Origin of the sequence: Vibrio sp. SCSIO 43155 (genome assembly GCF_023716605.1) — a bacterium.
GTDB classification, from domain to species: domain Bacteria; phylum Pseudomonadota; class Gammaproteobacteria; order Enterobacterales; family Vibrionaceae; genus Vibrio; species Vibrio harveyi.
The window spans coordinates 567,438-592,195 of the sequence record NZ_CP071852.1; the positions used below are offsets into that span (position 1 = coordinate 567,438).

Annotated in this window: 15 protein-coding genes, 4 tRNA genes and 3 rRNA genes; 17 read left to right on the forward strand and 5 right to left on the reverse strand. The window is 46.7% G+C overall.

Going from position 1 to position 24,758, the window contains the following annotated elements; genetic code table 11:
* Nucleotides 1–14: 14 nt before the first annotated feature.
* The 13 genes from rluD (at nt 15) to J4N44_RS02675 (ending at nt 12,724) form a co-directional block, all read left to right on the forward strand.
* Complete coding sequence (gene rluD / locus J4N44_RS02615; RefSeq protein WP_252044822.1) at nt 15–992, forward strand: 23S rRNA pseudouridine(1911/1915/1917) synthase RluD; 978 nt, start codon at nt 15–17, stop codon at nt 990–992.
* Nucleotide 993: 1 nt separating this feature from the next.
* On the forward strand, nt 994–1,722 hold the full coding sequence (gene pgeF, locus J4N44_RS02620) for a peptidoglycan editing factor PgeF (protein WP_009697651.1): 729 nt from the start codon (nt 994–996) through the stop codon (nt 1,720–1,722).
* A 146-nt stretch (nt 1,723–1,868) separates the two neighbouring features.
* Entirely contained in the window at nt 1,869–4,442 is a 2,574-nt protein-coding gene (clpB, locus tag J4N44_RS02625) for an ATP-dependent chaperone ClpB (protein WP_005447963.1), read from the forward strand.
* A gap of 506 nt (nt 4,443–4,948) precedes the next feature.
* Nucleotides 4,949–6,500: ribosomal RNA gene (locus tag J4N44_RS02630) — 16S ribosomal RNA — on the forward strand.
* Between the two features lie 134 nt (nt 6,501–6,634).
* A tRNA-Ala gene (locus tag J4N44_RS02635) sits at nt 6,635–6,710 on the forward strand.
* Nucleotides 6,711–6,750: 40 nt separating this feature from the next.
* Nucleotides 6,751–6,826 (forward strand) — tRNA-Glu (locus J4N44_RS02640).
* 265 nt (nt 6,827–7,091) lie between these two features.
* A 23S ribosomal RNA gene (locus J4N44_RS02645) occupies nt 7,092–9,981 on the forward strand.
* A gap of 92 nt (nt 9,982–10,073) precedes the next feature.
* Nucleotides 10,074–10,190 (forward strand): 5S ribosomal RNA (gene rrf / locus J4N44_RS02650).
* Together the 16S, 23S and 5S rRNA genes with 4 tRNA genes alongside form the textbook arrangement of a ribosomal RNA operon.
* Before the next feature lie 68 nt (nt 10,191–10,258).
* Nucleotides 10,259–10,335 (forward strand) — tRNA-Asp (locus tag J4N44_RS02655).
* 35 nt (nt 10,336–10,370) lie between these two features.
* Nucleotides 10,371–10,447: transfer RNA gene (locus J4N44_RS02660), tRNA-Trp, on the forward strand.
* A 446-nt stretch (nt 10,448–10,893) separates the two neighbouring features.
* A complete protein-coding gene (locus J4N44_RS02665) occupies nt 10,894–11,226 on the forward strand; it encodes a DUF1904 domain-containing protein (protein WP_005445267.1) in 333 nt (110 codons plus the stop codon).
* A 12-nt stretch (nt 11,227–11,238) separates the two neighbouring features.
* Nucleotides 11,239–12,078 (forward strand): penicillin-insensitive murein endopeptidase, encoded by an 840-nt coding sequence (mepA, locus tag J4N44_RS02670; RefSeq protein WP_009697656.1) that lies wholly within the window; start codon nt 11,239–11,241, stop codon nt 12,076–12,078.
* Nucleotides 12,079–12,415: 337 nt separating this feature from the next.
* On the forward strand, nt 12,416–12,724 hold the full coding sequence (locus tag J4N44_RS02675; protein ID WP_005445270.1) for a hypothetical protein: 309 nt from the start codon (nt 12,416–12,418) through the stop codon (nt 12,722–12,724).
* 41 nt (nt 12,725–12,765) lie between these two features.
* Here the strand turns inward: J4N44_RS02675 and J4N44_RS02680 are convergent, their stop codons facing one another.
* The 3 genes from J4N44_RS02680 to rdgC all read right to left on the reverse strand — a co-directional run bounded on the left by J4N44_RS02680 (nt 12,766) and on the right by rdgC (nt 15,504).
* Nucleotides 12,766–13,020 carry a YfhL family 4Fe-4S dicluster ferredoxin gene (locus J4N44_RS02680; protein WP_005445273.1) on the reverse strand — a complete coding sequence of 85 codons (255 nt, stop codon included), beginning with the start codon at nt 13,018–13,020 and terminating at the stop codon, nt 12,766–12,768.
* 2 nt (nt 13,021–13,022) lie between these two features.
* The gene (trhP, locus tag J4N44_RS02685) at nt 13,023–14,423 is read right to left on the reverse strand and encodes a prephenate-dependent tRNA uridine(34) hydroxylase TrhP (protein ID WP_005440369.1); all 1,401 of its coding nucleotides are present in this window, start codon (nt 14,421–14,423) and stop codon (nt 13,023–13,025) included.
* Between the two features lie 166 nt (nt 14,424–14,589).
* Nucleotides 14,590–15,504: a recombination-associated protein RdgC gene (gene rdgC / locus J4N44_RS02690; protein WP_005445276.1), complete on the reverse strand. Its 915-nt coding sequence runs from the start codon at nt 15,502–15,504 to the stop codon at nt 14,590–14,592.
* 224 nt (nt 15,505–15,728) lie between these two features.
* Between rdgC and phoB the strand changes: the two genes are divergently transcribed.
* Genes phoB through J4N44_RS02705 form a run of 3 tightly spaced genes read left to right on the forward strand, consistent with a single transcriptional unit; the run spans nt 15,729 to nt 18,722 of the window.
* Nucleotides 15,729–16,418 (forward strand): phosphate regulon transcriptional regulator PhoB, encoded by a 690-nt coding sequence (gene phoB / locus J4N44_RS02695; RefSeq protein ID WP_005424836.1) that lies wholly within the window; start codon nt 15,729–15,731, stop codon nt 16,416–16,418.
* Between the two features lie 40 nt (nt 16,419–16,458).
* On the forward strand, nt 16,459–17,757 hold the full coding sequence (phoR, locus tag J4N44_RS02700; protein ID WP_005445279.1) for a phosphate regulon sensor histidine kinase PhoR: 1,299 nt from the start codon (nt 16,459–16,461) through the stop codon (nt 17,755–17,757).
* The gene (locus J4N44_RS02705) at nt 17,757–18,722 is read left to right on the forward strand and encodes a PstS family phosphate ABC transporter substrate-binding protein (RefSeq protein ID WP_005445283.1); all 966 of its coding nucleotides are present in this window, start codon (nt 17,757–17,759) and stop codon (nt 18,720–18,722) included. The genes phoR and J4N44_RS02705 overlap by 1 nt, the downstream gene beginning before the upstream one ends.
* 34 nt (nt 18,723–18,756) lie before the next feature.
* On the opposite strand, the gene ppx is transcribed toward J4N44_RS02705, so the two are convergent.
* Both ppx and ppk1 read right to left on the reverse strand, forming a co-directional pair.
* Entirely contained in the window at nt 18,757–20,262 is a 1,506-nt protein-coding gene (gene ppx / locus J4N44_RS02710; protein WP_154203186.1) for an exopolyphosphatase, read from the reverse strand.
* Nucleotides 20,246–22,336 carry a polyphosphate kinase 1 gene (gene ppk1, locus J4N44_RS02715; protein WP_005445285.1) on the reverse strand — a complete coding sequence of 697 codons (2,091 nt, stop codon included), beginning with the start codon at nt 22,334–22,336 and terminating at the stop codon, nt 20,246–20,248. Before ppk1 ends, ppx begins: the two co-directional genes overlap by 17 nt.
* 211 nt (nt 22,337–22,547) lie before the next feature.
* Here ppk1 and J4N44_RS02720 point away from each other — a divergent pair, with 211 nt between their 5' ends.
* The gene (locus J4N44_RS02720; RefSeq protein WP_252044823.1) at nt 22,548–24,752 is read left to right on the forward strand and encodes an ABC transporter permease subunit; all 2,205 of its coding nucleotides are present in this window, start codon (nt 22,548–22,550) and stop codon (nt 24,750–24,752) included.
* Nucleotides 24,753–24,758: the final 6 nt, after the last annotated feature.

A 24,758-nucleotide genomic window follows, 5' to 3' on the forward strand; every position in this document is an offset into this window, starting at 1 on the left:
TAAAAAAGTTCGATATGGCTCAGCAGATTGTTTTAACCAACACCGTAAAAGATAGCCAGTTAGGTCAACGTTTAGACCAAGCTATCGCCGAATTGTTCGCGGACTTCTCTCGTTCTCGCTTGAAAGAGTGGTTGCTTGACGGGAAGGTACAAGTGAATGGTGAAGTTGTCACTAAACCTCGCACCAAAGTAATGGGTGGTGAGGAAATTACCTTGCAAGCCGAGCTGGAAGATGAAGAACGCTGGGAAGCACAAGATATCCCGCTAGATATCGTCTACGAAGATGAAGATATCATCGTAATCAACAAGCCTCGTGATTTTGTTGTACACCCAGGAGCGGGTACACCAGACGGCACAGTACTAAACGCATTGCTGCATCACTACCCAGACATCGCCGAAGTACCTCGTGCAGGTATCGTACACCGTCTAGATAAAGACACCACTGGTCTGATGGTGGTTGCGAAAACTGTTCCGACACAAACTCGTCTGGTTCGCGCTTTGCAAAAACGTAACATCACCCGTGAGTACGAAGCGATTGCAATCGGTCGTATGACGGCGGGTGGTAAAGTGGATCAGCCAATTGGTCGTCACTCGACTAAGCGTACGCTAATGGCAGTTGCGCCTCTGGGTAAACCGGCGGTAACGCATTACCGTGTTGCAGAGCATTTCCGTGAACACACACGTATCCGTCTTCGTCTAGAAACCGGTCGCACGCACCAAATCCGTGTTCATATGTCTTACCTACAGCATCCGCTACTCGGTGATACTGCTTATGGCGGTCGTGCTCGTATCCCAACAGGTGCATCGGAAGAGCTAACAGCCATGATTCGTGGTTTTGATCGTCAAGCATTGCACGCGGTAATGCTACGTTTCGAACATCCTATCACTGGTGAAGAGCTAGAGTTCCACGCTCCAGTTCCTGATGACATGGTAGAGATGACAGAAGCGCTGCGTAAAGATACAGAAGAGTTCGGTCTACCTGACGAGTTCTAATATGAAGACGATTGTTCCCAATTGGTCCGCGCCGAAAAATGTTAAAGCTTTCGCCTCTACAAGAGTCGGAGGCTTTTCGACTTCGCCATATCAAGGGTTGAACCTTGGTGCGCATGTTGGGGATGATGCGTCTATAGTAGAGAAGAACCGTAATTGGTTGGCGCAACAAGCGAATATGCCAAATGCGCCAATTTGGTTGAATCAAACTCACTCTACTGTGGTAGCTCAAGTAAGCACACCAACAACACAAGTACTTGACGCTGATGGTGTGTTTACTTCTTCAAATAATATTGTCTGTTCTGCGATGACTGCAGATTGTTTACCTGTTCTATTAACCAATACACAGGGCAGCCAAGTGGCAGCCGTGCATGCTGGTTGGCGCGGTTTAGCAAATGGTATTGTTGAAAATGCACTAGCGCTATTTTCTGGTGAAGTAATAGCGTGGCTTGGTCCTGCAATTGGACCTCAAGCATTTGAAGTGGGTGAGGATGTCTTACAATCCTTTTTAGATTTTGACTCTCAAGCGCATCAAGCATTTACACCTCGTAATGTTGAAGGTAAGTGGCTGGCTGATATGTCCAAGCTTGCAACTCAACGTCTTAACAAAGCTGGGGTCACTCAAGTATTTGATTCCGGATTGTGCACTTTCCAAAATAGAGAAGATTTTTACTCATATCGTCGTGATGGTGTGACGGGTAGACAAGCGACTTTTATTTGGATCGAGGACTAACCACTACAACCCAAAAGTACAAAGATGCATAGCTTCATTTTTGCAAAGCTATCTTTATTAATTCTCTCCCTTGAAATTCCCTCTCTGCGTATCCATCTTTCTAACTGTCAAAAGAATTTTCTTCAGTTGAGGTTAGGAAGGAAGATATGCGTCTTGATAGATTCACAAGCAAGTTTCAAATCGCTATCTCTGATGCTCAGTCACTAGCGTTAGGGCGCGATCATCAATATATCGAACCAGTGCACCTAATGGTGGCATTGCTTGATCAGAACGGTAGCCCAATTCGTCCACTGCTAACAATGTTAGATGTCGACGTGACTCATCTACGCTCTAAATTGAGCGAAATGTTAGATCGACTGCCTAAAGTCAGTGGCATCGGTGGTGATGTTCAGCTGTCTAGCTCTATGGGTACGCTTTTCAATTTGTGTGACAAAGTGGCTCAAAAGCGTCAGGACTCCTACATTTCCTCCGAAGTCTTCTTGCTTGCAGCATTAGAAGACCGTGGTCCACTTGGTCAGTTATTGAAAGAGATGGGCTTGACCGAGCAAAAAGTGAGTCAAGCGATCGAAAAGATCAGAGGTGGCCAAAAGGTTAATGACCCGAATGCGGAAGAACTTCGACAAGCGTTGGAAAAGTTCACCATAGACCTTACTGAACGTGCAGAGCAGGGTAAGTTGGATCCGGTTATTGGTCGTGATGACGAAATTCGTCGTACCATCCAAGTATTGCAACGCCGTACTAAAAACAACCCTGTAATCATTGGTGAACCAGGTGTTGGTAAAACAGCAATCGTAGAAGGTTTGGCTCAGCGCATCATTAATAATGAAGTTCCAGAGGGGCTACGTGGTCGCCGAGTGCTTTCATTAGATATGGGCGCACTTGTTGCGGGTGCGAAGTACCGTGGTGAATTTGAAGAGCGCTTGAAGTCGGTATTGAATGAACTAGCCAAAGAAGAAGGCAACGTCATTCTGTTTATTGATGAGCTTCATACTATGGTTGGCGCAGGTAAAGGTGAAGGCTCTATGGATGCCGGTAACATGCTAAAACCAGCGCTGGCTCGTGGTGAACTTCATTGTGTGGGCGCTACAACACTAGATGAATACCGTCAGTATATAGAGAAAGATGCTGCACTTGAGCGTCGTTTCCAAAAAGTGCTGGTGGATGAGCCAAGTGTTGAGGATACCATTGCAATTCTGCGTGGTTTAAAAGAACGCTATGAGCTTCACCATCACGTAGAAATTACAGATCCGGCGATTGTTGCGGCGGCTAGCTTGTCGCATCGTTATGTTTCTGATCGTCAACTACCCGACAAAGCGATCGATTTAATTGATGAAGCCGCTTCTAGTATTCGTCTACAAATTGACTCTAAACCAGAGTCGCTAGACAAACTTGAGCGCAAAATCATTCAACTGAAAATCGAACAGCAAGCGCTGAGCAACGAGCATGATGAAGCGAGTGAAAAACGTTTGGATGTGCTTAACGATGAGTTGAACGAGAAAGAGCGTGAGTATGCAGAGCTTGAAGAAGTGTGGAATGCTGAAAAAGCAGCGCTATCAGGTACGCAACATATTAAAGGTGAGTTAGAACAAGCTCGTATGGATATGGACTTTGCTCGTCGTGCTGGTGACTTAAACCGTATGTCTGAGCTGCAGTATGGACGTATTCCTGAATTAGAAAAGCAATTAGACCTAGCAACTCAAGCAGAAATGCAAGAGATGACGCTACTGCGTAATAAGGTTACTGACAATGAAATTGCAGAAGTGCTTTCTAAGCAGACGGGTATTCCTGTTTCAAAAATGCTTGAAGCAGAAAAAGAGAAATTACTCCGTATGGAAGATGTTCTGCATAAACGTGTCATTGGCCAGGCTGAAGCGGTTGAGGTGGTATCGAATGCTATCCGTCGTAGCCGAGCTGGTTTATCCGATCCAAATAAACCAATTGGTTCCTTCTTATTCTTAGGTCCAACAGGCGTAGGTAAAACAGAGCTGTGTAAGACACTCGCTAGCTTCATGTTTGATAGTGAAGATGCCATGGTACGTATCGATATGTCAGAGTTCATGGAGAAACACTCTGTGGCAAGGCTGGTTGGTGCGCCTCCGGGTTATGTCGGCTATGAAGAGGGGGGCTACTTAACTGAAGCGGTTCGTCGTAAACCTTATTCCGTCATCTTATTAGATGAAGTAGAAAAGGCTCACCCTGATGTGTTCAATATTCTACTGCAAGTATTAGATGACGGACGCTTAACTGACGGACAAGGTCGTACGGTGGATTTCCGTAACACGGTCGTCATTATGACATCGAACCTAGGTTCGGCTCGTATTCAAGAGAACTTTGCTACTCTGGATTACCAAGGAATCAAGAATGAGGTGATGGATGTTGTAAGCAAACACTTCCGTCCGGAGTTCTTAAACCGTGTTGATGAAAGTGTCGTCTTCCACCCACTAGGTCAAGAACACATTAAATCTATTGCGTCTATTCAACTAGAACGTTTGGCTAAACGTTTAGAAGAAAAAGGCTACCAATTTGAGGTATCTGATAAAGCCCTCGATTTGATCGCCCAAGTTGGCTTCGACCCAGTATATGGTGCACGACCTTTAAAACGTGCAATTCAACAGAATGTAGAAAACCCATTAGCGAAGTCGATTTTGGCTGGAGAGATATTACCAGACAAGAAAGTACAGCTGATTGTTAGCAATGACCAAATCATTGCTCATCAATAATTGCATTGATGCACTGAAAAGTGGGATAAAGTTCAAACTTTAGGGGGCAATAGCCCCCTTTTTAATACACTTTTATTGAGTTTTGTTTGTTTTCTATACGAACGAACTAAAAAGCCAAGTTTTTTTGAAAAATAGGCTTGTGTTCCTTAAGGAACTCCCTATAATGCGCCTCCGTTGTCACGGGAAAGCAAGCTAAGCGAAACCGAGATGACAAGGTCAGTGAGTTAGAAGTTAACTCACAGAGAAATAACTTAAAAAAGTGTTTGACACGGCAAGTTATCTCGCTAAAATGACCGTCCACTTTGAAGAGAACTTCAAAGTTTGCTCTTTAAAAATAAGAACCTATCAATCTGTGTGGGCACTCGTTGATGATAATCCAATTAGATACTTCGGTATCAAATTAGGTATCAATGAAACGAAGTGACCATTGAATCGAAAGATTCAGCACAGTCAATTCAAACATTACTTATGTAATGTTCAGTATTCATTGAGCCGAACAAAATCTTAAATTGAAGAGTTTGATCATGGCTCAGATTGAACGCTGGCGGCAGGCCTAACACATGCAAGTCGAGCGGAAACGAGTTATCTGAACCTTCGGGGAACGATAACGGCGTCGAGCGGCGGACGGGTGAGTAATGCCTAGGAAATTGCCCTGATGTGGGGGATAACCATTGGAAACGATGGCTAATACCGCATAATACCTTCGGGTCAAAGAGGGGGACCTTCGGGCCTCTCGCGTCAGGATATGCCTAGGTGGGATTAGCTAGTTGGTGAGGTAATGGCTCACCAAGGCGACGATCCCTAGCTGGTCTGAGAGGATGATCAGCCACACTGGAACTGAGACACGGTCCAGACTCCTACGGGAGGCAGCAGTGGGGAATATTGCACAATGGGCGCAAGCCTGATGCAGCCATGCCGCGTGTGTGAAGAAGGCCTTCGGGTTGTAAAGCACTTTCAGTCGTGAGGAAGGTGGTAGTGTTAATAGCACTATCATTTGACGTTAGCGACAGAAGAAGCACCGGCTAACTCCGTGCCAGCAGCCGCGGTAATACGGAGGGTGCGAGCGTTAATCGGAATTACTGGGCGTAAAGCGCATGCAGGTGGTTTGTTAAGTCAGATGTGAAAGCCCGGGGCTCAACCTCGGAATAGCATTTGAAACTGGCAGACTAGAGTACTGTAGAGGGGGGTAGAATTTCAGGTGTAGCGGTGAAATGCGTAGAGATCTGAAGGAATACCGGTGGCGAAGGCGGCCCCCTGGACAGATACTGACACTCAGATGCGAAAGCGTGGGGAGCAAACAGGATTAGATACCCTGGTAGTCCACGCCGTAAACGATGTCTACTTGGAGGTTGTGGCCTTGAGCCGTGGCTTTCGGAGCTAACGCGTTAAGTAGACCGCCTGGGGAGTACGGTCGCAAGATTAAAACTCAAATGAATTGACGGGGGCCCGCACAAGCGGTGGAGCATGTGGTTTAATTCGATGCAACGCGAAGAACCTTACCTACTCTTGACATCCAGAGAACATTCCAGAGATGGATTGGTGCCTTCGGGAACTCTGAGACAGGTGCTGCATGGCTGTCGTCAGCTCGTGTTGTGAAATGTTGGGTTAAGTCCCGCAACGAGCGCAACCCTTATCCTTGTTTGCCAGCACTTCGGGTGGGAACTCCAGGGAGACTGCCGGTGATAAACCGGAGGAAGGTGGGGACGACGTCAAGTCATCATGGCCCTTACGAGTAGGGCTACACACGTGCTACAATGGCGCATACAGAGGGCGGCCAACTTGCGAGAGTGAGCGAATCCCAAAAAGTGCGTCGTAGTCCGGATCGGAGTCTGCAACTCGACTCCGTGAAGTCGGAATCGCTAGTAATCGTGGATCAGAATGCCACGGTGAATACGTTCCCGGGCCTTGTACACACCGCCCGTCACACCATGGGAGTGGGCTGCAAAAGAAGTAGGTAGTTTAACCTTCGGGAGGACGCTTACCACTTTGTGGTTCATGACTGGGGTGAAGTCGTAACAAGGTAGCGCTAGGGGAACCTGGCGCTGGATCACCTCCTTATACGATACGGATAGTTTGCTTTCACTTTTAAAAAGTGAAGACAAATGAGTCACGATGAGTGTCCACACAGATTGATATGGTTTAGATTTCAGAGCAAAGATTGGTTCTGCATAAAATGCTGAAGCGATTTATGTGGGGCTATAGCTCAGCTGGGAGAGCGCTTCGCTGGCAGCGAAGAGGTCATCGGTTCGATCCCGATTAGCTCCACCACTAGCTACATTGTTTTGTGTTTTGCAAAGCATTCTACAGTGTCCCGTTCGTCTAGAGGCCTAGGACACCGCCCTTTCACGGCGGTAACAGGGGTTCGACTCCCCTACGGGATACCATCTTTAAACATTCTCTCTTGAGAGTTTTTAAAAATGGTTACTTCATTAGAAGTGATTAGCTCTTTAACAATTTGGAAAGCTGACAAAACAAACTTTTAAGTTTGTTTGTAAAGTTCTCAATGTTTGTCTTTATGACAAACACCAATACAACACATTCAAGTGTTCTTGGAATTTGAGTCCGGCAAAATCGAGTCTGCATCATGTATAAAAATTGCAGACAACTTTGGTGACTTGTTCATCAACTCGAAACTCCTTCGGGTTGTATGGTTAAGTGACTAAGCGTACACGGTGGATGCCTTGGCAGTCAGAGGCGATGAAGGACGTATTAACTTGCGATAAGCCCAGATTAGGTAGTAAAAACCATTTGAGTCTGGGATTTCCGAATGGGGAAACCCACTAGCATAAGCTAGTATCGCTGCGTGAATACATAGCGCAGCGAGGCGAACCGGGGGAACTGAAACATCTAAGTACCCCGAGGAAAAGAAATCAACCGAGATTCCGAAAGTAGCGGCGAGCGAAATTGGACTAGCCCTTAAGCTTTTTATGCGTCAGGTGAAACTTCTGGAAAGTTGTGCGATACAGGGTGATAGCCCCGTAACCGGCAACGCATTTAAAGTGAAATCGAGTAGGGCGGGACACGTGATATCCTGTCTGAATATGGGGGGACCATCCTCCAAGGCTAAATACTACTGACTGACCGATAGTGAACCAGTACCGTGAGGGAAAGGCGAAAAGAACCCCTGTGAGGGGAGTGAAATAGAACCTGAAACCGTGTACGTACAAGCAGTAGGAGCACCTTCGTGGTGTGACTGCGTACCTTTTGTATAATGGGTCAGCGACTTATATTCAGTGGCAAGGTTAACCATCTAGGGGAGCCGTAGGGAAACCGAGTCTTAACTGGGCGTTCAGTCTCTGGATATAGACCCGAAACCAGGTGATCTAGCCATGGGCAGGTTGAAGGTTGAGTAACATCAACTGGAGGACCGAACCGACTAATGTTGAAAAATTAGCGGATGACTTGTGGCTAGGGGTGAAAGGCCAATCAAACCTGGAGATAGCTGGTTCTCCCCGAAAGCTATTTAGGTAGCGCCTCGGACGAATACTACTGGGGGTAGAGCACTGTTAAGGCTAGGGGGTCATCCCGACTTACCAACCCTTTGCAAACTCCGAATACCAGTAAGTACTATCCGGGAGACACACGGCGGGTGCTAACGTCCGTCGTGGAGAGGGAAACAACCCAGACCGCCAGCTAAGGTCCCAAATTACTACTAAGTGGGAAACGATGTGGGAAGGCTCAGACAGCCAGGATGTTGGCTTAGAAGCAGCCATCATTTAAAGAAAGCGTAATAGCTCACTGGTCGAGTCGGCCTGCGCGGAAGATGTAACGGGGCTAAGTAGTAAACCGAAGCTGCGGCAATGCACTTTAGTGCATTGGGTAGGGGAGCGTTCTGTAAGCGGTTGAAGGTGTGTGGTAACGCATGCTGGACGTATCAGAAGTGCGAATGCTGACATGAGTAACGATAAAGGGGGTGAAAAACCTCCTCGCCGGAAGACCAAGGGTTCCTGTCCAACGTTAATCGGGGCAGGGTAAGTCGACCCCTAAGGCGAGGCCGAAAGGCGTAGTCGATGGGAAACGGGTTAATATTCCCGTACTTCTTACAATTGCGATGGGGGGACGGAGAAGGCTAGGTGGGCCTGGCGACGGTTGTCCAGGTTCAAGTGCGTAGGCTTAAGAGTTAGGTAAATCCGGCTCTTTTTAAGGCTGAGACACGACGTCGAGCTACTACGGTAGTGAAGTCATTGATGCCATGCTTCCAGGAAAAGCCTCTAAGCTTCAGATTGTAAGGAATCGTACCCCAAACCGACACAGGTGGTCGGGTAGAGAATACCAAGGCGCTTGAGAGAACTCGGGTGAAGGAACTAGGCAAAATGGTACCGTAACTTCGGGAGAAGGTACGCTCTCGACGGTGAAGTCCCTCGCGGATGGAGCTATTGAGAGTCGCAGATACCAGGTGGCTGCAACTGTTTATTAAAAACACAGCACTGTGCAAAATCGTAAGATGACGTATACGGTGTGACGCCTGCCCGGTGCCGGAAGGTTAATTGATGGGGTTAGACTTCGGTCGAAGCTCTTGATCGAAGCCCCGGTAAACGGCGGCCGTAACTATAACGGTCCTAAGGTAGCGAAATTCCTTGTCGGGTAAGTTCCGACCTGCACGAATGGCGTAATGATGGCCACGCTGTCTCCACCCGAGACTCAGTGAAATTGAAATCGCTGTGAAGATGCAGTGTACCCGCGGCTAGACGGAAAGACCCCGTGAACCTTTACTACAGCTTGGCACTGAACATTGACCCTACATGTGTAGGATAGGTGGGAGGCTTTGAAGCACGGTCGCTAGATTGTGTGGAGCCGTCCTTGAAATACCACCCTTGTAGTGTTGATGTTCTAACGTCGACCCCTAATCGGGGTTGCGGACAGTGCCTGGTGGGTAGTTTGACTGGGGCGGTCTCCTCCCAAAGCGTAACGGAGGAGCACGAAGGTGGGCTAATCACGGTTGGACATCGTGAGGTTAGTGCAATGGCATAAGCCCGCTTGACTGCGAGAATGACGGTTCGAGCAGGTGCGAAAGCAGGTCATAGTGATCCGGTGGTTCTGAATGGAAGGGCCATCGCTCAACGGATAAAAGGTACTCCGGGGATAACAGGCTGATACCGCCCAAGAGTTCATATCGACGGCGGTGTTTGGCACCTCGATGTCGGCTCATCACATCCTGGGGCTGAAGTCGGTCCCAAGGGTATGGCTGTTCGCCATTTAAAGTGGTACGCGAGCTGGGTTTAGAACGTCGTGAGACAGTTCGGTCCCTATCTGCCGTGGGCGTTGGAAGATTGAAGGGGGCTGCTCCTAGTACGAGAGGACCGGAGTGGACGAACCTCTGGTGTTCGGGTTGTGTCGCCAGACGCATTGCCCGGTAGCTAAGTTCGGAATCGATAACCGCTGAAAGCATCTAAGCGGGAAGCGAGCCCTGAGATGAGTCTTCCCTGATACTTTAAGTATCCTAAAGGGTTGTTCGAGACTAGAACGTTGATAGGCAGGGTGTGTAAGCGTTGTGAGGCGTTGAGCTAACCTGTACTAATTGCCCGTGAGGCTTAACCATACAACACCCAAGGGGTTTTGATGGACTCGATGTAAGAACATTGAATGTGTGTAAGTAGAACTTAAAATCAGTTTTCCGAATTAAAGAATTTGCTTGGCGACCATAGCGATTTGGACCCACCTGACTTCCATTCCGAACTCAGAAGTGAAACGAATTAGCGCCGATGGTAGTGTGGGGCTTCCCCATGTGAGAGTAGGACATCGCCAGGCTTGTATTTTATTTTCACTTTTTATGAAAAAGTGAAGACAAAAACTTAGACTTTAGGTCTAACCAGTGCGGAGCGGTAGTTCAGTTGGTTAGAATACCGGCCTGTCACGCCGGGGGTCGCGGGTTCGAGTCCCGTCCGCTCCGCCACTTATTCGAGAGTCGTCTCATTAAACACGAATTACAGGGGTGTAGCTCCAATTGGCAGAGCAGCGGATTCCAAATCCGCGTGTTGGGAGTTCGAATCTCTCCACCCCTGCCATATTTAAGGCTCTAGCAGAAATGCTAGAGCCTTTTTCGTATATGAAGGAAAGAGTACCAGTCTAGCTGGAAGAGTAGCAGATTCCCCTAATGCCTAAATAGTGCGTGTTGGGAGCTGAGCCGCCAGCCCGCTTGGTAGCAAGTCATATCGAATTTCCGGAGTGCCGGTCCAATCTACCCCTGCCACCTTGTAAAGCCTCAGCAGAAATGCTGGGGCTTTTTGCGTTTTTGTCTTTTCAGACTAACTCTGAGTGCTTGCTCGATAATTTACTCGAATCTGTTAGTTACCGACCTAGTTCTTCTGGGATCTTCTAAGTCTTCAACAGAAGTCCTGAAGCTTCTCCGCATCTTCGTTATTTAAAGTGAGTGTTGCCAGAAGCTAACGTGATAAGAGGTCGACTTCCTGTTATTATCGGCGCTGAATTCTAATAATTAGGAAGCAAGTCTATGCCACATCTTCGATTTAGAGCGGTCGAGCCACAAGCGGTTCAAGCGCTATCAAAACCACTTACTGACGAACTACAGCCTCTTATGGACTGCCCTCGCGAAGATTTTACGTTCGAATATATCTACAGTACATTTTTCAGCGAAGGTGAAGTAAGTGCTGCTTATCCTTTTGTTGAGGTTTTATGGTTCGATCGCGGTCAAGAAACGCAGAACAAGGTTGCAAAAGCAATAACTCAACAAGTACGTGGTATTGTGGGTGAAGATATCGATGTTGCGGTAATTTTCTCTGCACTCTCTCCTAAAGGCTACTATGATAATGGTGACCACTATTAAGGAATGAGCGTGATGAAGCTGAGTCTTTCTTTTTGTTTAAGTTTTCTATTCTCAGCTTCTCTTTATGCAACTCCGTGGGAGCAGGTCTCTGGTCCCACAAATAACACTTCTTCCTCTATCGGCAGTTATGCCAATGGCTGTCTAGACGGCGCATCTCCACTTCCTTTGGATGGTATTGGTTACCAAGTGCTACGTAGCAAAACGAAGCGTTACTATGGGCACCCACATACGATCAGTTTCATTCAAGAACTAGCAAAAAAAATGAATCAAGATTTAAGCACAACGTTGTTGGTTGGTGACTTGTCATTGGCTCGTGGCGGGCGTTTCTCTTCTGGACATTCTAGTCATCAAACAGGTTTAGATATCGATATCTGGTTGCGTCTAGCCGATGAACCTTTGTCGTACAATGAGCTCCAGCTGCCTAAACCAATGAGCGTAGTTGATCTTAAAAAATATAAGATTTTGGAAAACCGTTGGGAAACTCGACACTTTGAACTGATTCGTAGCGCAGCGCAAAGTGAGGATGTAGCTCGTATTTTTGTTCACCCGGTGATAAAAGAACAACTTTGTAAGCAGGAAGGGGAAAAAGACAGAGGGTGGTTACGCAAAGTTCGCCCTTGGTGGGGGCATCATTATCACTTCCACGTTAGATTAAACTGTCCGGAGTCGAGTGCTAATTGCATCAACCAGGCTCCTCCTCCAGTGGGTGATGGTTGTGGAGCTGAACTTGCGAGTTGGAAACCTAAAGCTACGCCACCTCCCGTGGCTAAAAAGACAGTCAAAACTACGCCCAAGCCTAAGAAGAAAAAGATAATGCCGGCACAATGTCTGCCATTGATTACTAAGAAGTAAAGGGTAATTCCTTCCTATCAAGCTGCGATTAAACCTACTAGGTATCTCCATTATGAAACTGGAGAAAGATCATTCTTTTGTCTACAGTGAATAATACCAGTATAAAAACCAACCTAATTAGTTTTGGTGGCATATTACAGAAATCTAAATTAAACAAAGGGTTATGTGGTTTTTCTTGTAGTTATAACTCTGGTTTTACAAAGATCTTTTCGTCGCGATTCTCTGGTTTCTTAGCAATATGTCTGTTGGTTGGTGAAAGACAAATGGCAACGCAGACAAGTGTATTGAGGTGGGTATGGAGACTTTCCCCATCTAAGAGTTAATCAAGGACAAAACCATGACTATGATTTGTGCAAAAGAATTTGCAGAGTGGTTAAGACACAGATTTAGCAGTGAGAATAAGGGAGTCTATCTGACTCGAGAGGATGTTAATCACCTGACAGGACGTCAGCGTCTTGACCCGGGATTTGTTAATGATGTGCATTACGAACTAATGCAATATGGGATGGCTTTCGTTACGGATACGAGTCGAGAGAATTTCTATTTGATACCTGTCTCACAAGCTGAAAATTGGCGTGAAAGGCTAGAGTATCATTTCGAGAAAGAGCTCTTCTGCAACATTATTCCTATCGAGAAATCAGGTTAAAAAAAGGTTCAACTTTGAGCGCAAAGTTGAACCTCTTTCAATTACGCTAGCCCTTGAATAATCACGAACTTCTCTAGCAATTGCTCTTCAGTCTCGACATGATTTGGGTCGGTAATAATGCACTTCGTAATTGGACACACCGACTGACATGTTGGTTTTTCGTAGTGACCTTTACACTCTGTACATAGAGCAGGGTCAATTTCGAAAATGCTGTCACCCATAGTAATTGCACCATTAGGGCACTCAGGGTCACACATGTCGCAGTTGATGCACTTATCGGTAATAAGTAGTGCCATGATTACTTACCAGTTGGGTTACGGGTATCCTGACCTGCATTTAAGTTACGCATCAACAGACCGTATTCCAGATCCATGTCTTCTGGAACCGGGATAAATACAAAGTGACCGTTACCTTTTGCGTCTTCAATTGATTCTGACTTACGGTTTTCCATCGCTTCTAGCGTGAAGATTACGTTGCCTTTTGGCGTCATTAGCTCAAGGCTGTCACCAACGATGAACTTGTTCTTCACTTCAACTTCTGCCATGTCACCGCGACGTTTGCCAGTGAATTCACCAACAAATTGTTGTGCGTCAGATACAGAGTAACCGTAATCGTAGTTCTGGTAGCTGTCGTGAGTGTGACGACGTAGGAAACCTTCTGTGTAGCCACGGTGAGCTAGGCTTTCTAGCGTACCCATTAGGCTCTCATCGAATGGACGACCAGCAACTGCGTCATCAATCGCTTTGCGGTAAACCTGAGCAGTACGTGCACAGTAGTAGAATGACTTGGTACGGCCCTCGATCTTCAATGAGTGAACACCCATCTTAGTTAGACGTTCTACGTGTTGGATTGCACGCAGGTCTTTCGAGTTCATGATGTAAGTACCGTGCTCGTCTTCGAACGCCGCCATTTTTTCTTCTGGACGGTGACTTTCAGAAAGCAATACCACTTCGTCAGTTGGTTTGCCGCGACCGATAGTGGTTTCTGGGCGTTCGTCTGCGACTTCGATTGCTTGAGCTTCGTTTGGATCGAACGCTTCAACAATTTGACCGGCGTCGTTTTCTTTACCTTCTTCGACTTTATATTCCCAACGGCATGCGTTAGTGCAAGTACCTTGGTTAGGGTCACGCTTGTTGATGTAACCGGACAGTAGGCAGCGACCAGAGTAAGCCATGCATAGAGCACCGTGAACGAAAACTTCTAATTCAGTTTCAGGACAATGCTCGCGAATTTCTTCGATTTCTTCTAGAGAAAGCTCACGAGAAACGATCACGCGCTCAACACCGTTAGCAGCCCAGAATTTAACAGTTGCCCAGTTTACTGCGTTCGCCTGCACAGACAGGTGAATTGGCATTTCTGGGAACGCTTCGCGAACCATCATGATGAGACCTGGATCAGACATGATAAGTGCGTCTGGACCCATTTCTACCACTGGTTTAAGGTCACGGATGAAAGTTTTAAGCTTAGAGTTGTGCGGTTGGATGTTGCATACCACGTAAAGCTTTTTGCCTAGGGCATGCGCTTCGTTGATACCGATTTGTAGGTTTTCGTGGTTGAACTCGTTGTTACGTACGCGAAGGCTGTAGCGAGGTTGACCAGCGTATACTGCATCTGCGCCGTAGGCGAATGCGTAACGCATGTTTTTAAGGCTACCTGCTGGAGATAGTAGCTCTGGTACGAATGCTTTCTCTGTTGTCATTGCTCAATTCTCTTAATATCTGATCACAAGTCAGGCCAATTCCACCTCATGGAAATGGGGCGCAAATTTTACGTCAAAATGTGACCTGTGACTAGGAGAATTATGGTTTGGATAAACAAACGCCCTCAAAAAAAGTGAGGGCGTTATGGTTAATCTTTGTACGAAATTAAGCGTTAGGGTTTGGCAGACCGCCCAATGCTTCGTATAGATTTGGTAGGAAAGCGCTGAACTCGCCACACATTAGAGAGAAGTCTGCGTCGAAGCGAGCAGCCTGATCTTCGCGTGGGATATCATCGTTTTGGTCTTTTAGTTCATCAGAGAACTTCAGACGTTTGATGCCAGAATCTTCTGCCATGATGAATTCGATACGATCTTGCCAGTTCAGTGCTAGCTTAGTCACAACTTTGTCTGCAGCGATGTGGTTGCGGATTTCATCGGTTGTAAGCTCTTGCTTCTTACAACGAATCACGCCGCCTTCTTCTAGCACAGACTTAAGCTCTGCTTCGTCCATCATTGTGATGCCTTGTGGTGTATCACCAGTTTTTACCCATTCAGTTAGAGTTGTTTCGATCGCAACTTCTGGGATTGCTGGTACAACAGGCAGGCTACCCATTGTCTTACGTAGTAGTGCCAATACGTCTTCTGCTTTTTTGTAGCTGCTTGCATCAACAAGGATGAAGCCTTCTTTTGGCATAATCAGCACGTAAGTGTGGCTGCTACGGCTGAACGCACGTGGCAGGAGGTCCATTACGATGTCATCTTTCAGGTTGTCTTTCTCTTTCTTTTTAAGAGGACGACCTTCCTGTGCTTCCATTGCTTCTACTTTTGCATTTAGTGAGTCTTTGATCACTGAAGCAGGCAGCATTTTTTCTTCTTTCTTAGCGCAAATCAGAATGCGGTTTTCAGAAACGTGCGTCATCATGTCGCCATTTCTACCCATCGCGCTAACCCAGCCAAACTTTTGCTTATCTTGGCTTCCACAAGGGGTGAATCGGAACTCGGCTAGTTGAGTTTCCAGTTGATCGGCGTTGAAGTTAACCTCGCGGTTAACGCGGTATACCAGACAGTTTTTAAACCACATAAATCTTCTCTAGGCTTGATGACAAGGGACTAATCATAGGGAATTTTCCCGGCGTTGTCCTAATTGAATTGAAAAAGATCATGATGAATCTCAAAAGAAAGTTATATGAAAATTTGTTTTCAAAGGTCACAAAAGTGTCATAATTGGTAGTAATAATGCTTATGCATAGAGGGGCGCTTTGTCCTTTAAATTCATTAGCTCAACTAACATAAGGTTATTCAATTATGTCTAGAAGGATTCTGGTTGTTGAAGACGAAGCTCCGATTCGTGAAATGCTATGCTTCGTGCTTGAACAGAAAGGTTATCAAGCAGTAGAAGCAGAAGATTACGACTCTGCGGTAACCAAACTGGCTGAACCCTTCCCGGATTTAGTGCTACTAGACTGGATGCTACCAGGTGGCAGTGGTATTAACTTCATCAAACACATGAAGCGCGAAGAGTTAACTCGAAACATTCCCGTTGTGATGCTGACAGCTCGTGGTGAAGAAGAAGACAAAGTGCGCGGCTTAGAAGTTGGCGCGGATGACTACATCACCAAACCTTTCTCACCAAAAGAGTTGGTTGCTCGCCTTAAAGCCGTTATTCGCCGCGTAACACCGACTGCGCTCGAAGATGTGATTGATGTACAAGGTCTGAAGTTGGATCCTGTTTCTCACCGTGTGACCGCAAATGATGAAGCGGTTGATATGGGACCAACAGAGTTCAAAATGTTGCACTTCTTCATGACGCACCAAGAGCGTGTTTACAGTCGTGAACAACTACTAAACAATGTTTGGGGCACCAACGTGTATGTAGAAGACCGTACCGTTGATGTACATATTCGTCGTCTGCGTAAAGCGCTTGAGGCGGCAGGTCACGACAAACTCATCCAAACTGTTCGTGGCGCAGGATACCGTTTCTCGACGAAGGCATAACATCGCTCGCAGCTTATCAATACCATTTCTGGAGTAATGAGTGGTTGAAAGATTGACTTGGAAAAAGCTGGCCTGGGAGCTGGCTTTTTTTTACACCCCTTGGGTGATAATAGGTTGGATATTCGGTTATATGCCGTGGTTGCTTTTGGCGGCCACGGCTTTGCAGCTTGTATGGCATTTGCATAATCAGGTGCGCTTGTCGGCTTGGCTGTGGGATGAAAAGCGTCTTACGCCACCGTCAGGTAGTGGCAACTGGGAATCGTTATTCAACGGTTTATACCGATTGCAACAACGTCAGCGTCGTAAGCGTAAAGAGCTTACCAATTTGATTCGCCGTTTCCGTAATGGTGCTGAATCGCTGCCGGATGCGGTGGTGGTGTTTCGTGCTGAAGGTAACATCGTATGGTGTAACAAGCTCGCGCAACACCTTTTGGGTTTCCACTGGCCGGAAGATTCTGGGCAACCTATTTCTAACCTCATCCGTACTCCAGACTTTATTAAGTACATCAATAAACAAGACTTCTCAGAGCCGCTAGAAATGCGCTCACCATTGAATGTCGAGCGAATGTTGGAACTGCGTATCGTACCTTACACCGAAGGGGAACACCTGATGGTGGTGCGTGATGTGAGCCAACTTAAACAGCTTGAAGGTATGCGTCGTAACTTCTTCGCTAACGTATCTCATGAGCTTCGTACACCGATGACGGTACTGCAAGGCTACCTTGAGATGACGGAAGATCCAGACATGATTGTTGGTCCAATGTGGACGAAAGCGCATGGGGTGATGACAGAGCAGCTCAACCGCATGAACAGCTTGGTTAATCAGCTTCTGACGCTGTCTAAGATTGAAGCGGCACCAATGCATGAGTTGGAAGATGTGGTCAATGTCCCTAGCATGTTAGAAGTGCTAGAAAAGGAAGCGGTAAGCCTAAGTGGTGATGATCAACATCAGTTGAAGTTCGACGTGGATTCTAGTCTGCGCGTGCTCGGCGATGATGACCAACTGCGTAGTGCAATCTCTAACTTGGTGTACAACGCGGTGAAATACACCCCACCTGGTGCACACATCAACGTTCGTTGGTATCAAACCGCACAAGGCGCTTGTCTAGAGGTTGAAGACAGCGGTGATGGTATTGAACCACAACACTTACACCGATTGACCGAGCGTTTCTATCGCGTCGATAAAGCCCGCTCACGAGATACCGGCGGCAGTGGTCTTGGCTTAGCCATCGTGAAGCACGCGTTGAGCCACCATGACTCTCATCTCGAAATTTACAGTGAAGTTGGTGTCGGCAGTAAGTTCTCCTTCATCCTACCAAGTCGTTTAGTGGTGAAGTAATGAGTGTTGTATCCAAAGCTATTAAGAAGATCACTCTAGCCACGTTGATGCTTTCTAGCGTGGCTGTTGCACAAGATAAACCGCTGCCGAATTATCAAAAGACAACGGGTATTGCGGGCAACTTATTGTCAGTCGGTTCGGATACGCTAGCGGGCATGACCACGCTTTGGGTGGAAGAGTTTAAATCTATCTACCCGAATATTAATGCTCAGGTTCAGGCGTCTGGTTCATCGACTGCGCCACCGGCGTTAACGGAACAAACTGCACAATTCGGCCCAATGAGTCGCTCAATGCGTATGCGTGAGATCGAAGCATTTGAGCGGGTGCATGGTTACAAACCAACGGCGCTTCGTGTTGCGATTGATGCGATTGGTATTTTTGTGCACCAAGATAATCCAATCAAAGGGCTTAATTTCCATCAGTTGGATGCGATGTTTTCCGCGACTTTACGCTGTGGCGAAAGTGAGTTCATCACCAACTGGCGTGAGTTAGGCATCAAAGCTGAGTGGGCGAAACGTAATTTGCAGCTGTTTGGTCGTAACTCGGTATCGGGTACGTACGGTTATTTTAAAAGTAATGCCTTGTGTGGCGGTGATTTTAAAACTCGTGTGAACGAGCAACCGGGATCGGCGTCAGTGGTGCAGTCTGTGGCATCAACGATCAGTGGTGTAGGTTATTCAGGCGTAGGCTATCGCGTGGCGGGTGTTCGTTTAGTCCCAATTGCGAAAACAGGCACAGATTACGTTAGCCCTGTGCGTGAAAATATCATTTCAGGTAAGTACCCACTATCGCGCTACCTCTATGTATACGTGAATAAACATCCGGACTATCCGTTAAGCCCAATTGAAGCTGAGTTCATTCGCTTTATGTTCTCAGCTCAAGGGCAAGCGCTGGTCGCGAAAGACGGTTATGTTCCGATTACTGCTGATTTCGCTGCCGAGGAATTAAAAAAGGTCGGTTTATAAGCCGACCTTTTTCTTTATCTCATTGAGTTCGTAGTTAGAAGTTCAATGTCCATCCTGCGCTTTCCCAGCGTTGCTGTTCTTCCTGTAAATCGGCATCGAGCAGTTTGTTATTCTCCAACCAATCTTCCTCTACGCAGGTAAGTACCCACTTATCTTCTTCTATCGATAATGTCAGCTCTGGTAGCGGGTCATCATTGCGTTGACCGTTGACCACAATCGCTAGACGCAGAATCTTAATTAAGTTGATGATGTCACTCTCTCTGTAGAGGTTAAACTCTGGGAACTCATTCAACTTGAGGGATTTACGTTGGAAGCGAGCTAAAGTCGCCAATACCAATTGCTGCTCGCGGTTAAAGCCGGGCAAGTTTGAGTGCAGCAGAATGTAGAATGAGTGACGATGGAAACCGCGCAGACTGATGCTCAAGCCGACTTCATGTAGCAAAGCCGCCCATTCCAATAAATCAAACAACTCACTTTTCTTCTTGATACCTAGTTCAGAACGAACATTGCACAGCATCTCTCTTGCATGACCTTTTACGCGTGCAGCGTGTTCGATATCAACGCGATGCTGTTTTGCTAGGTTTTCTGTGGTGCGCATACGAATATCAGAACGAGCGAAGCGTTCTTCCATCTCGTAGAGCAGACCTTCACGTAATGCACCATCCGAGAAGAACATCTGGTTGATTTTTAGTGATTGGAAGATGGCAGATAAAATGGCTACACCAGCGGCAAAGACTGGCTTACGTTCGTCGGTCAGACCAACTAGTTCAATATCATCAATGGACTCAAATCCGCACAATGTGTCGATGAGCTTACCCAAACGCTTATTGGTGATCAGCCCATCTTCATGACCCAATCCAATCAAGACTTCGCGAATCGCTTTAATAGTACCTGAAGACCCGAGGGCAATATCCCAGCCTTTCTTGCGGTATTTTGCAGCAATGGACTCCACGCGTTGCTCTGCGGCGAGAATCGCTTTGCTGAAGTTCTTGTGCGACAGTTTGCCATTATTGAAGAACTGCTCGGTAAAACTCACACAGCCCATTTGCTTACTGTTGAGAAGCTCTGGCTCAAACTCTTGACCAATGATCATCTCGGTACTGCCGCCACCGATATCGACGACCAGTTTGGAGTTAGACTCCGCTTGAGTGTGCGCTACGCCGAGGTAGATGAGGCGAGCTTCCTCTTCGCCCGGAATGATTTCAATTGGAAAAGGCAGCACCTCTTTGGCTCGTTTTATAAAGAGGTGGGCATTGTTAGCGCGCCTTAAGGTGTGAGTGGCTGCAATTCTAACGTTTGAAGCTTCAAAGCCTTGCAAGCGTTCGGCGAACATCGCGAGGCACTCAAGACCTCGCTCCATTGCAGCATGGCTAAGATTGAGCTCTGAATCGAGTCCGGCAGCTAAGCGCACTCGCTGTTTATGGCGGCTGACTAATTGCAGGTCACTTCCAACAACTTTCGCCACCACCATATGGAAGCTGTTCGACCCAAGGTCAATGGCTGCAATATGGCGTACATCTTGTTCAAGTATTTGAGGCATCTGCTTTTTGTTTTCTTGTTTGCTTCTCTATATTTTTAAGATAGTCGTAGATGGCAACTTGTGAGCGAACTTTTTTACGATTACCTCGCGGTACGTAGCTGTTGCTCATCTCTTTATCTATCAAACGAGCCTTTACTGTATCGGTAAAGTGAATGTTAGTTATATCAATAATTCGCTGTTTCAAACGTGGATCACGAACCGGAGCGGCAACTTCAATACGGTGATCGATATTTCGCGTCATCCAGTCCGCTGATGAGATATAAACCTGCGGGTCGCCATCATTGTGGGTTATTACGACACGAGGGTGCTCAAGGAAGCGGTCAACAATACTGATGATGCGAATGTTCTCGCTCACGCCTTCAATACCCGGAACGAGTGAACACATACCGCGGATGATCATATTAATTTTCACCCCAGCATTGCTTGCCCCATAAAGTTTGTTGACGATGCCTTTGTCGACTAAGTTATTCACTTTTATCGTCAGTGCTGCTTTCTTGCCAGCTTTTGCGTTGGCAATCTCCCCATCAATCAAGCGGTAGAGTTGTTTACGCGAATTGCGTGGCGAAACAATGAGGTGATTAAACCTTACCGGGCGATATGGGTTCTCGATATAACCAAAGACGTTACGAACTTCATTGGTAATTTCTTGATCTGCAGTTAGCAGAGCAAAGTCGGTGTAGATGCGAGCGGTTTTCTCGTGGAAGTTACCTGTACCGATATGCGCGTAACGCACGATTTCGCCTTCTTCGCGGCGGCTAATCAGGAGTAATTTTGAGTGAATTTTCAAACCCGGCGCACCAAAGATAACGTGCACGCCTGCATCGGTGAGAACCTTTGACCACTCGATATTGGCTTCTTCATCGAATCGGGCTTGCAGCTCCACCACCACGGTTACGCTTTTGCCATTGTGTACCGCATCGATCAATGAGTTCATCAAGCGCGAATCTTTGGCAACGCGGTAAATGTTAATCTTGATCGCCAACACTTTAGGATCGAAGGAAGCTTGGCGAACCAGTTCAGAGATGTGATCAAAGGTGTGATAAGGGTAGTAAAGCAAAATGTCTTTGGCTTTGATCGCATCGAAACTGTTGGCGTAGCCTTCGAAGTCGGCACACTTCATCGGTGGCATGGGTTTGTTTTCTAGGTACTCACGACCAACATTTGGGAAGCCAATGAAGTCTTTAAAGTTGTGGTAACGACCACCGGGAATCAAACTGTCGTAGTTAGATATTTGCAGTTTGCTGCACAAGAAATCGAGCATCTCTTGCGGCATTTCACGCTCATAAACAAAGCGCACTGGCATAGCGGTTAAGCGTTGGTTCACTCCTTCAGACATTTGTTCGAGCAAGCTGTATTCGATCTCTAGGCGTAAATCGTATTCGGCATCGCGGGTCATCTTCATCGCGTAGCCATTTAGTTCGTCATAATCGAAGAAGCCTTTAAACAGCTCATCCAGACAGTAGCGGATGATGTTGTCGAGCAGAATGATGGTCTTGCGACGTTTGCCTTTTTGCTCCGGAACCATAACGAAGCGGGGTAGGTGGTCAGTTGGGATTTCGAGTAAAGCGTATTGGGAATGATCGTCTTTGCGCAGATCGACGGTAATGTAGGCGTATTCGTCTTTAAGAAACTGCAACACATCGATGTCATCTTTAATCAATAGCGGAGTGATGTGTGGCATGACTTCTTTGCGAAAGTATTTGGTGATCCAGCGCTTTTGGGTGTCATCTAACTGGTTTTCATTAACCAAGAAAATGCGGCGTCGCGCCATTTCTCGAATCAAATCACCGTACAGTTCATCAAATTGTTCGTTCAGCCTCAATGCTTTGGTTTGCATCTTAGTTAACAAGTGCTTAGAGTTATCGCTTCCACCTCGTTCTTGGCTGATCAAGATCCGACGTTTTACGTCTGCAAAGCGAACCTTGTAGAACTCATCTAAGTTATTGGAAAAGATCCCCAGAAAGCGAATACGTTCGATTAGGGGGACGGTTTTATCAGCGGCTTCTTGTAATACTCTCTCGTTAAAAGACAACCAACTAAGTTCTTTTTCTATATAGAGTTTTTCTGCGCTCATAACCTTACCTAGCCTAAAATGAAGTAAATCCGCACTCATCTGTGGGATAAAAAAGATGAGCCTGAACATTATGAGGTTTACGTTACAGATTTATTTCATAACACGGTCTGCATAAGAGTTGTATTCTTTTCAGTTGTTTAATGTGATCTGTAATATAATTGTCATCTTAACGACATATTCTAGTACTAAGTCAAAAAGGGTAGAGAGATCAATGGCACAAGCCGAGTTTTCATTGCAGGAAAAAGATAAAAAACGATTGATCAAAGATCGTTTGGTTCGATTTGCAGTGACATCCGGTGGTGTAGGCGTTCTTGCTGCTCTTGTGTTGATCTTCGTTTACCTTGCGATGGTGATCATTCCTCTGTTTTCTGATGCAGAGATCGAAACCAATTATGCCGCTCGTGCTACCCAAAGCGGGAAGCCACTCGCAATTTCCGTTGATGATTACTCTCAAATCGGTCTGGTGTTAACCCAATCCGGTGAAGTGCGTTTTCTTCCTCTCGATGATTCCAGCAAGCCTGCGCTGTACACTCAGCTGATAGCCAACAACCCAGTGGCATTTTCTCAGTCTGCGCCAGGGTTAGGGTGGTATGGTTTGGTTGATGACCAAGGCAAAGCGCACATCTTCAAGCCAGAATTTAACGCAACGCTGCGCGAAAACACTCGCCCACCAGAAGTCGTGCCGTTTCGAACTTCAATGGACATGCAACTGACAGATGCATCCGATCCAGTTAAGAAGTTTGTTTTTAGTACTTCCACGCAAGCTCCAACCCTTGTTTGGCAAACACAAAGCGGCGTAATAAAAGCGCGTTGGCAGGTTCCTCAACTGTTAGATGCATCACCTGTTACCCATGATTACACCTTCTCTTCAGGTTTTGATGCGCCAGACCAAATGTTGCTGACGCCAGATGGCAATAACCTTTACTTGAGAAATGGATCAGAGCTGATTGTCTTGGTGAAAGGTGACAACAAGTTTTCAGTGCGTGAAGTGATCGATTTGACTCAGGGTGATAAAAAGCACTCAGTGAGAACGATGGATTTGTTGGCTGGGGCGTATTCCCTGCTTGTTACGCATAACGATGGGCGTGTATCGCAATGGTTTGATACGTTGCAGGGCGACCAGCGAACTTTGACTCACATTCGTGACTTTAAGTTGGCGTCTGAGCTGAAGTATTTACTTCCCGATTCACACCGTAAAGGTTTCTATAGTTTTTACACCAACGGTACGTTGCAAAGCCACTACACCACCAGTGAGAAATTGGTACTGTTTAAGCGTGCCTACAAACAAGCGCCAGTGATGGCAGGGATGTCGAATAACGAGCGCTACCTGATCACATGGCAAAACGACGAATTGAATGTCGCGTTCGTTGATAACCCGTATCCAGAAGTGTCTCTGTCCTCCTTATGGCAAAAGGTTTGGTATGAAGGTTATCCAGAGCCAGAATTTGTTTGGCAATCCACCTCAGCCAGTGATGACTTCGAGGCGAAATTCAGCTTAGTGCCAATTGCGTTTGGCACCATCAAGGCGGCGATGTTCGCGATGTTGTTCTCGGTACCATTGGCTGTACTGGGCGCAATTTATACCGCTTACTTTATGTCGCCACGTATGCGCCGTGTGGTGAAGCCATCAATCGAGTTAATGGAAGCTTTGCCTACCGTTATCATCGGTTTCCTTGCCGGACTTTGGTTCGCCCCGATTGTGGAAGACCATTTGATTACCGTTGTGGTGATGTTGTTCGTTCTGCCTCTGAGCACCATGGTGATGGGCGGTCTATGGGCGCTGATTCCACAACCGATACGTAATCGCCTTCCAAACGGATGGCATGCTTTGGTCTTAATGCCTTTGCTTTTGCTGTTGATCGGTTTGGGTGTGTGGGTATCACCAATGCTTGAACAAGCCTTCTTTGGCGGGGACATGCGTTTGTTCCTGACTGACCATGGCATTGGCTTTGACCAACGCAACGCGCTGGTGGTTGGCTTGGCGATGGGCTTTGCGGTTATTCCAACGATTTTCACCATTGCCGAAGATGCGATTTTCTCTGTGCCGAAACACTTATCGGATGGTTCATTAGCACTTGGTGCGACGCCATGGCAAACCCTGATTTATGTGGTTCTGTTAACAGCCAGTCCGGGGATCTTCTCGGCAATCATGATGGGACTTGGTCGCGCTGTGGGCGAAACCATGATTGTATTAATGGCGACGGGTAATACGCCATTAATGGATTGGAACGTACTAGAGGGCTTGCGTAGCTTGTCGGCGACCATTGCGGTTGAATTGCCAGAGTCGGAAGTAGGCAGTTCGCACTACCGATTGTTGTTCCTATCGGCATTAATTTTGTTTGTCTTCACCTTTGCGGTGAACGCCTTGGCGGAATGGGTTCGTCAAAGACTAAGAGATAAATATCGTGCGTTGTAATCAGTT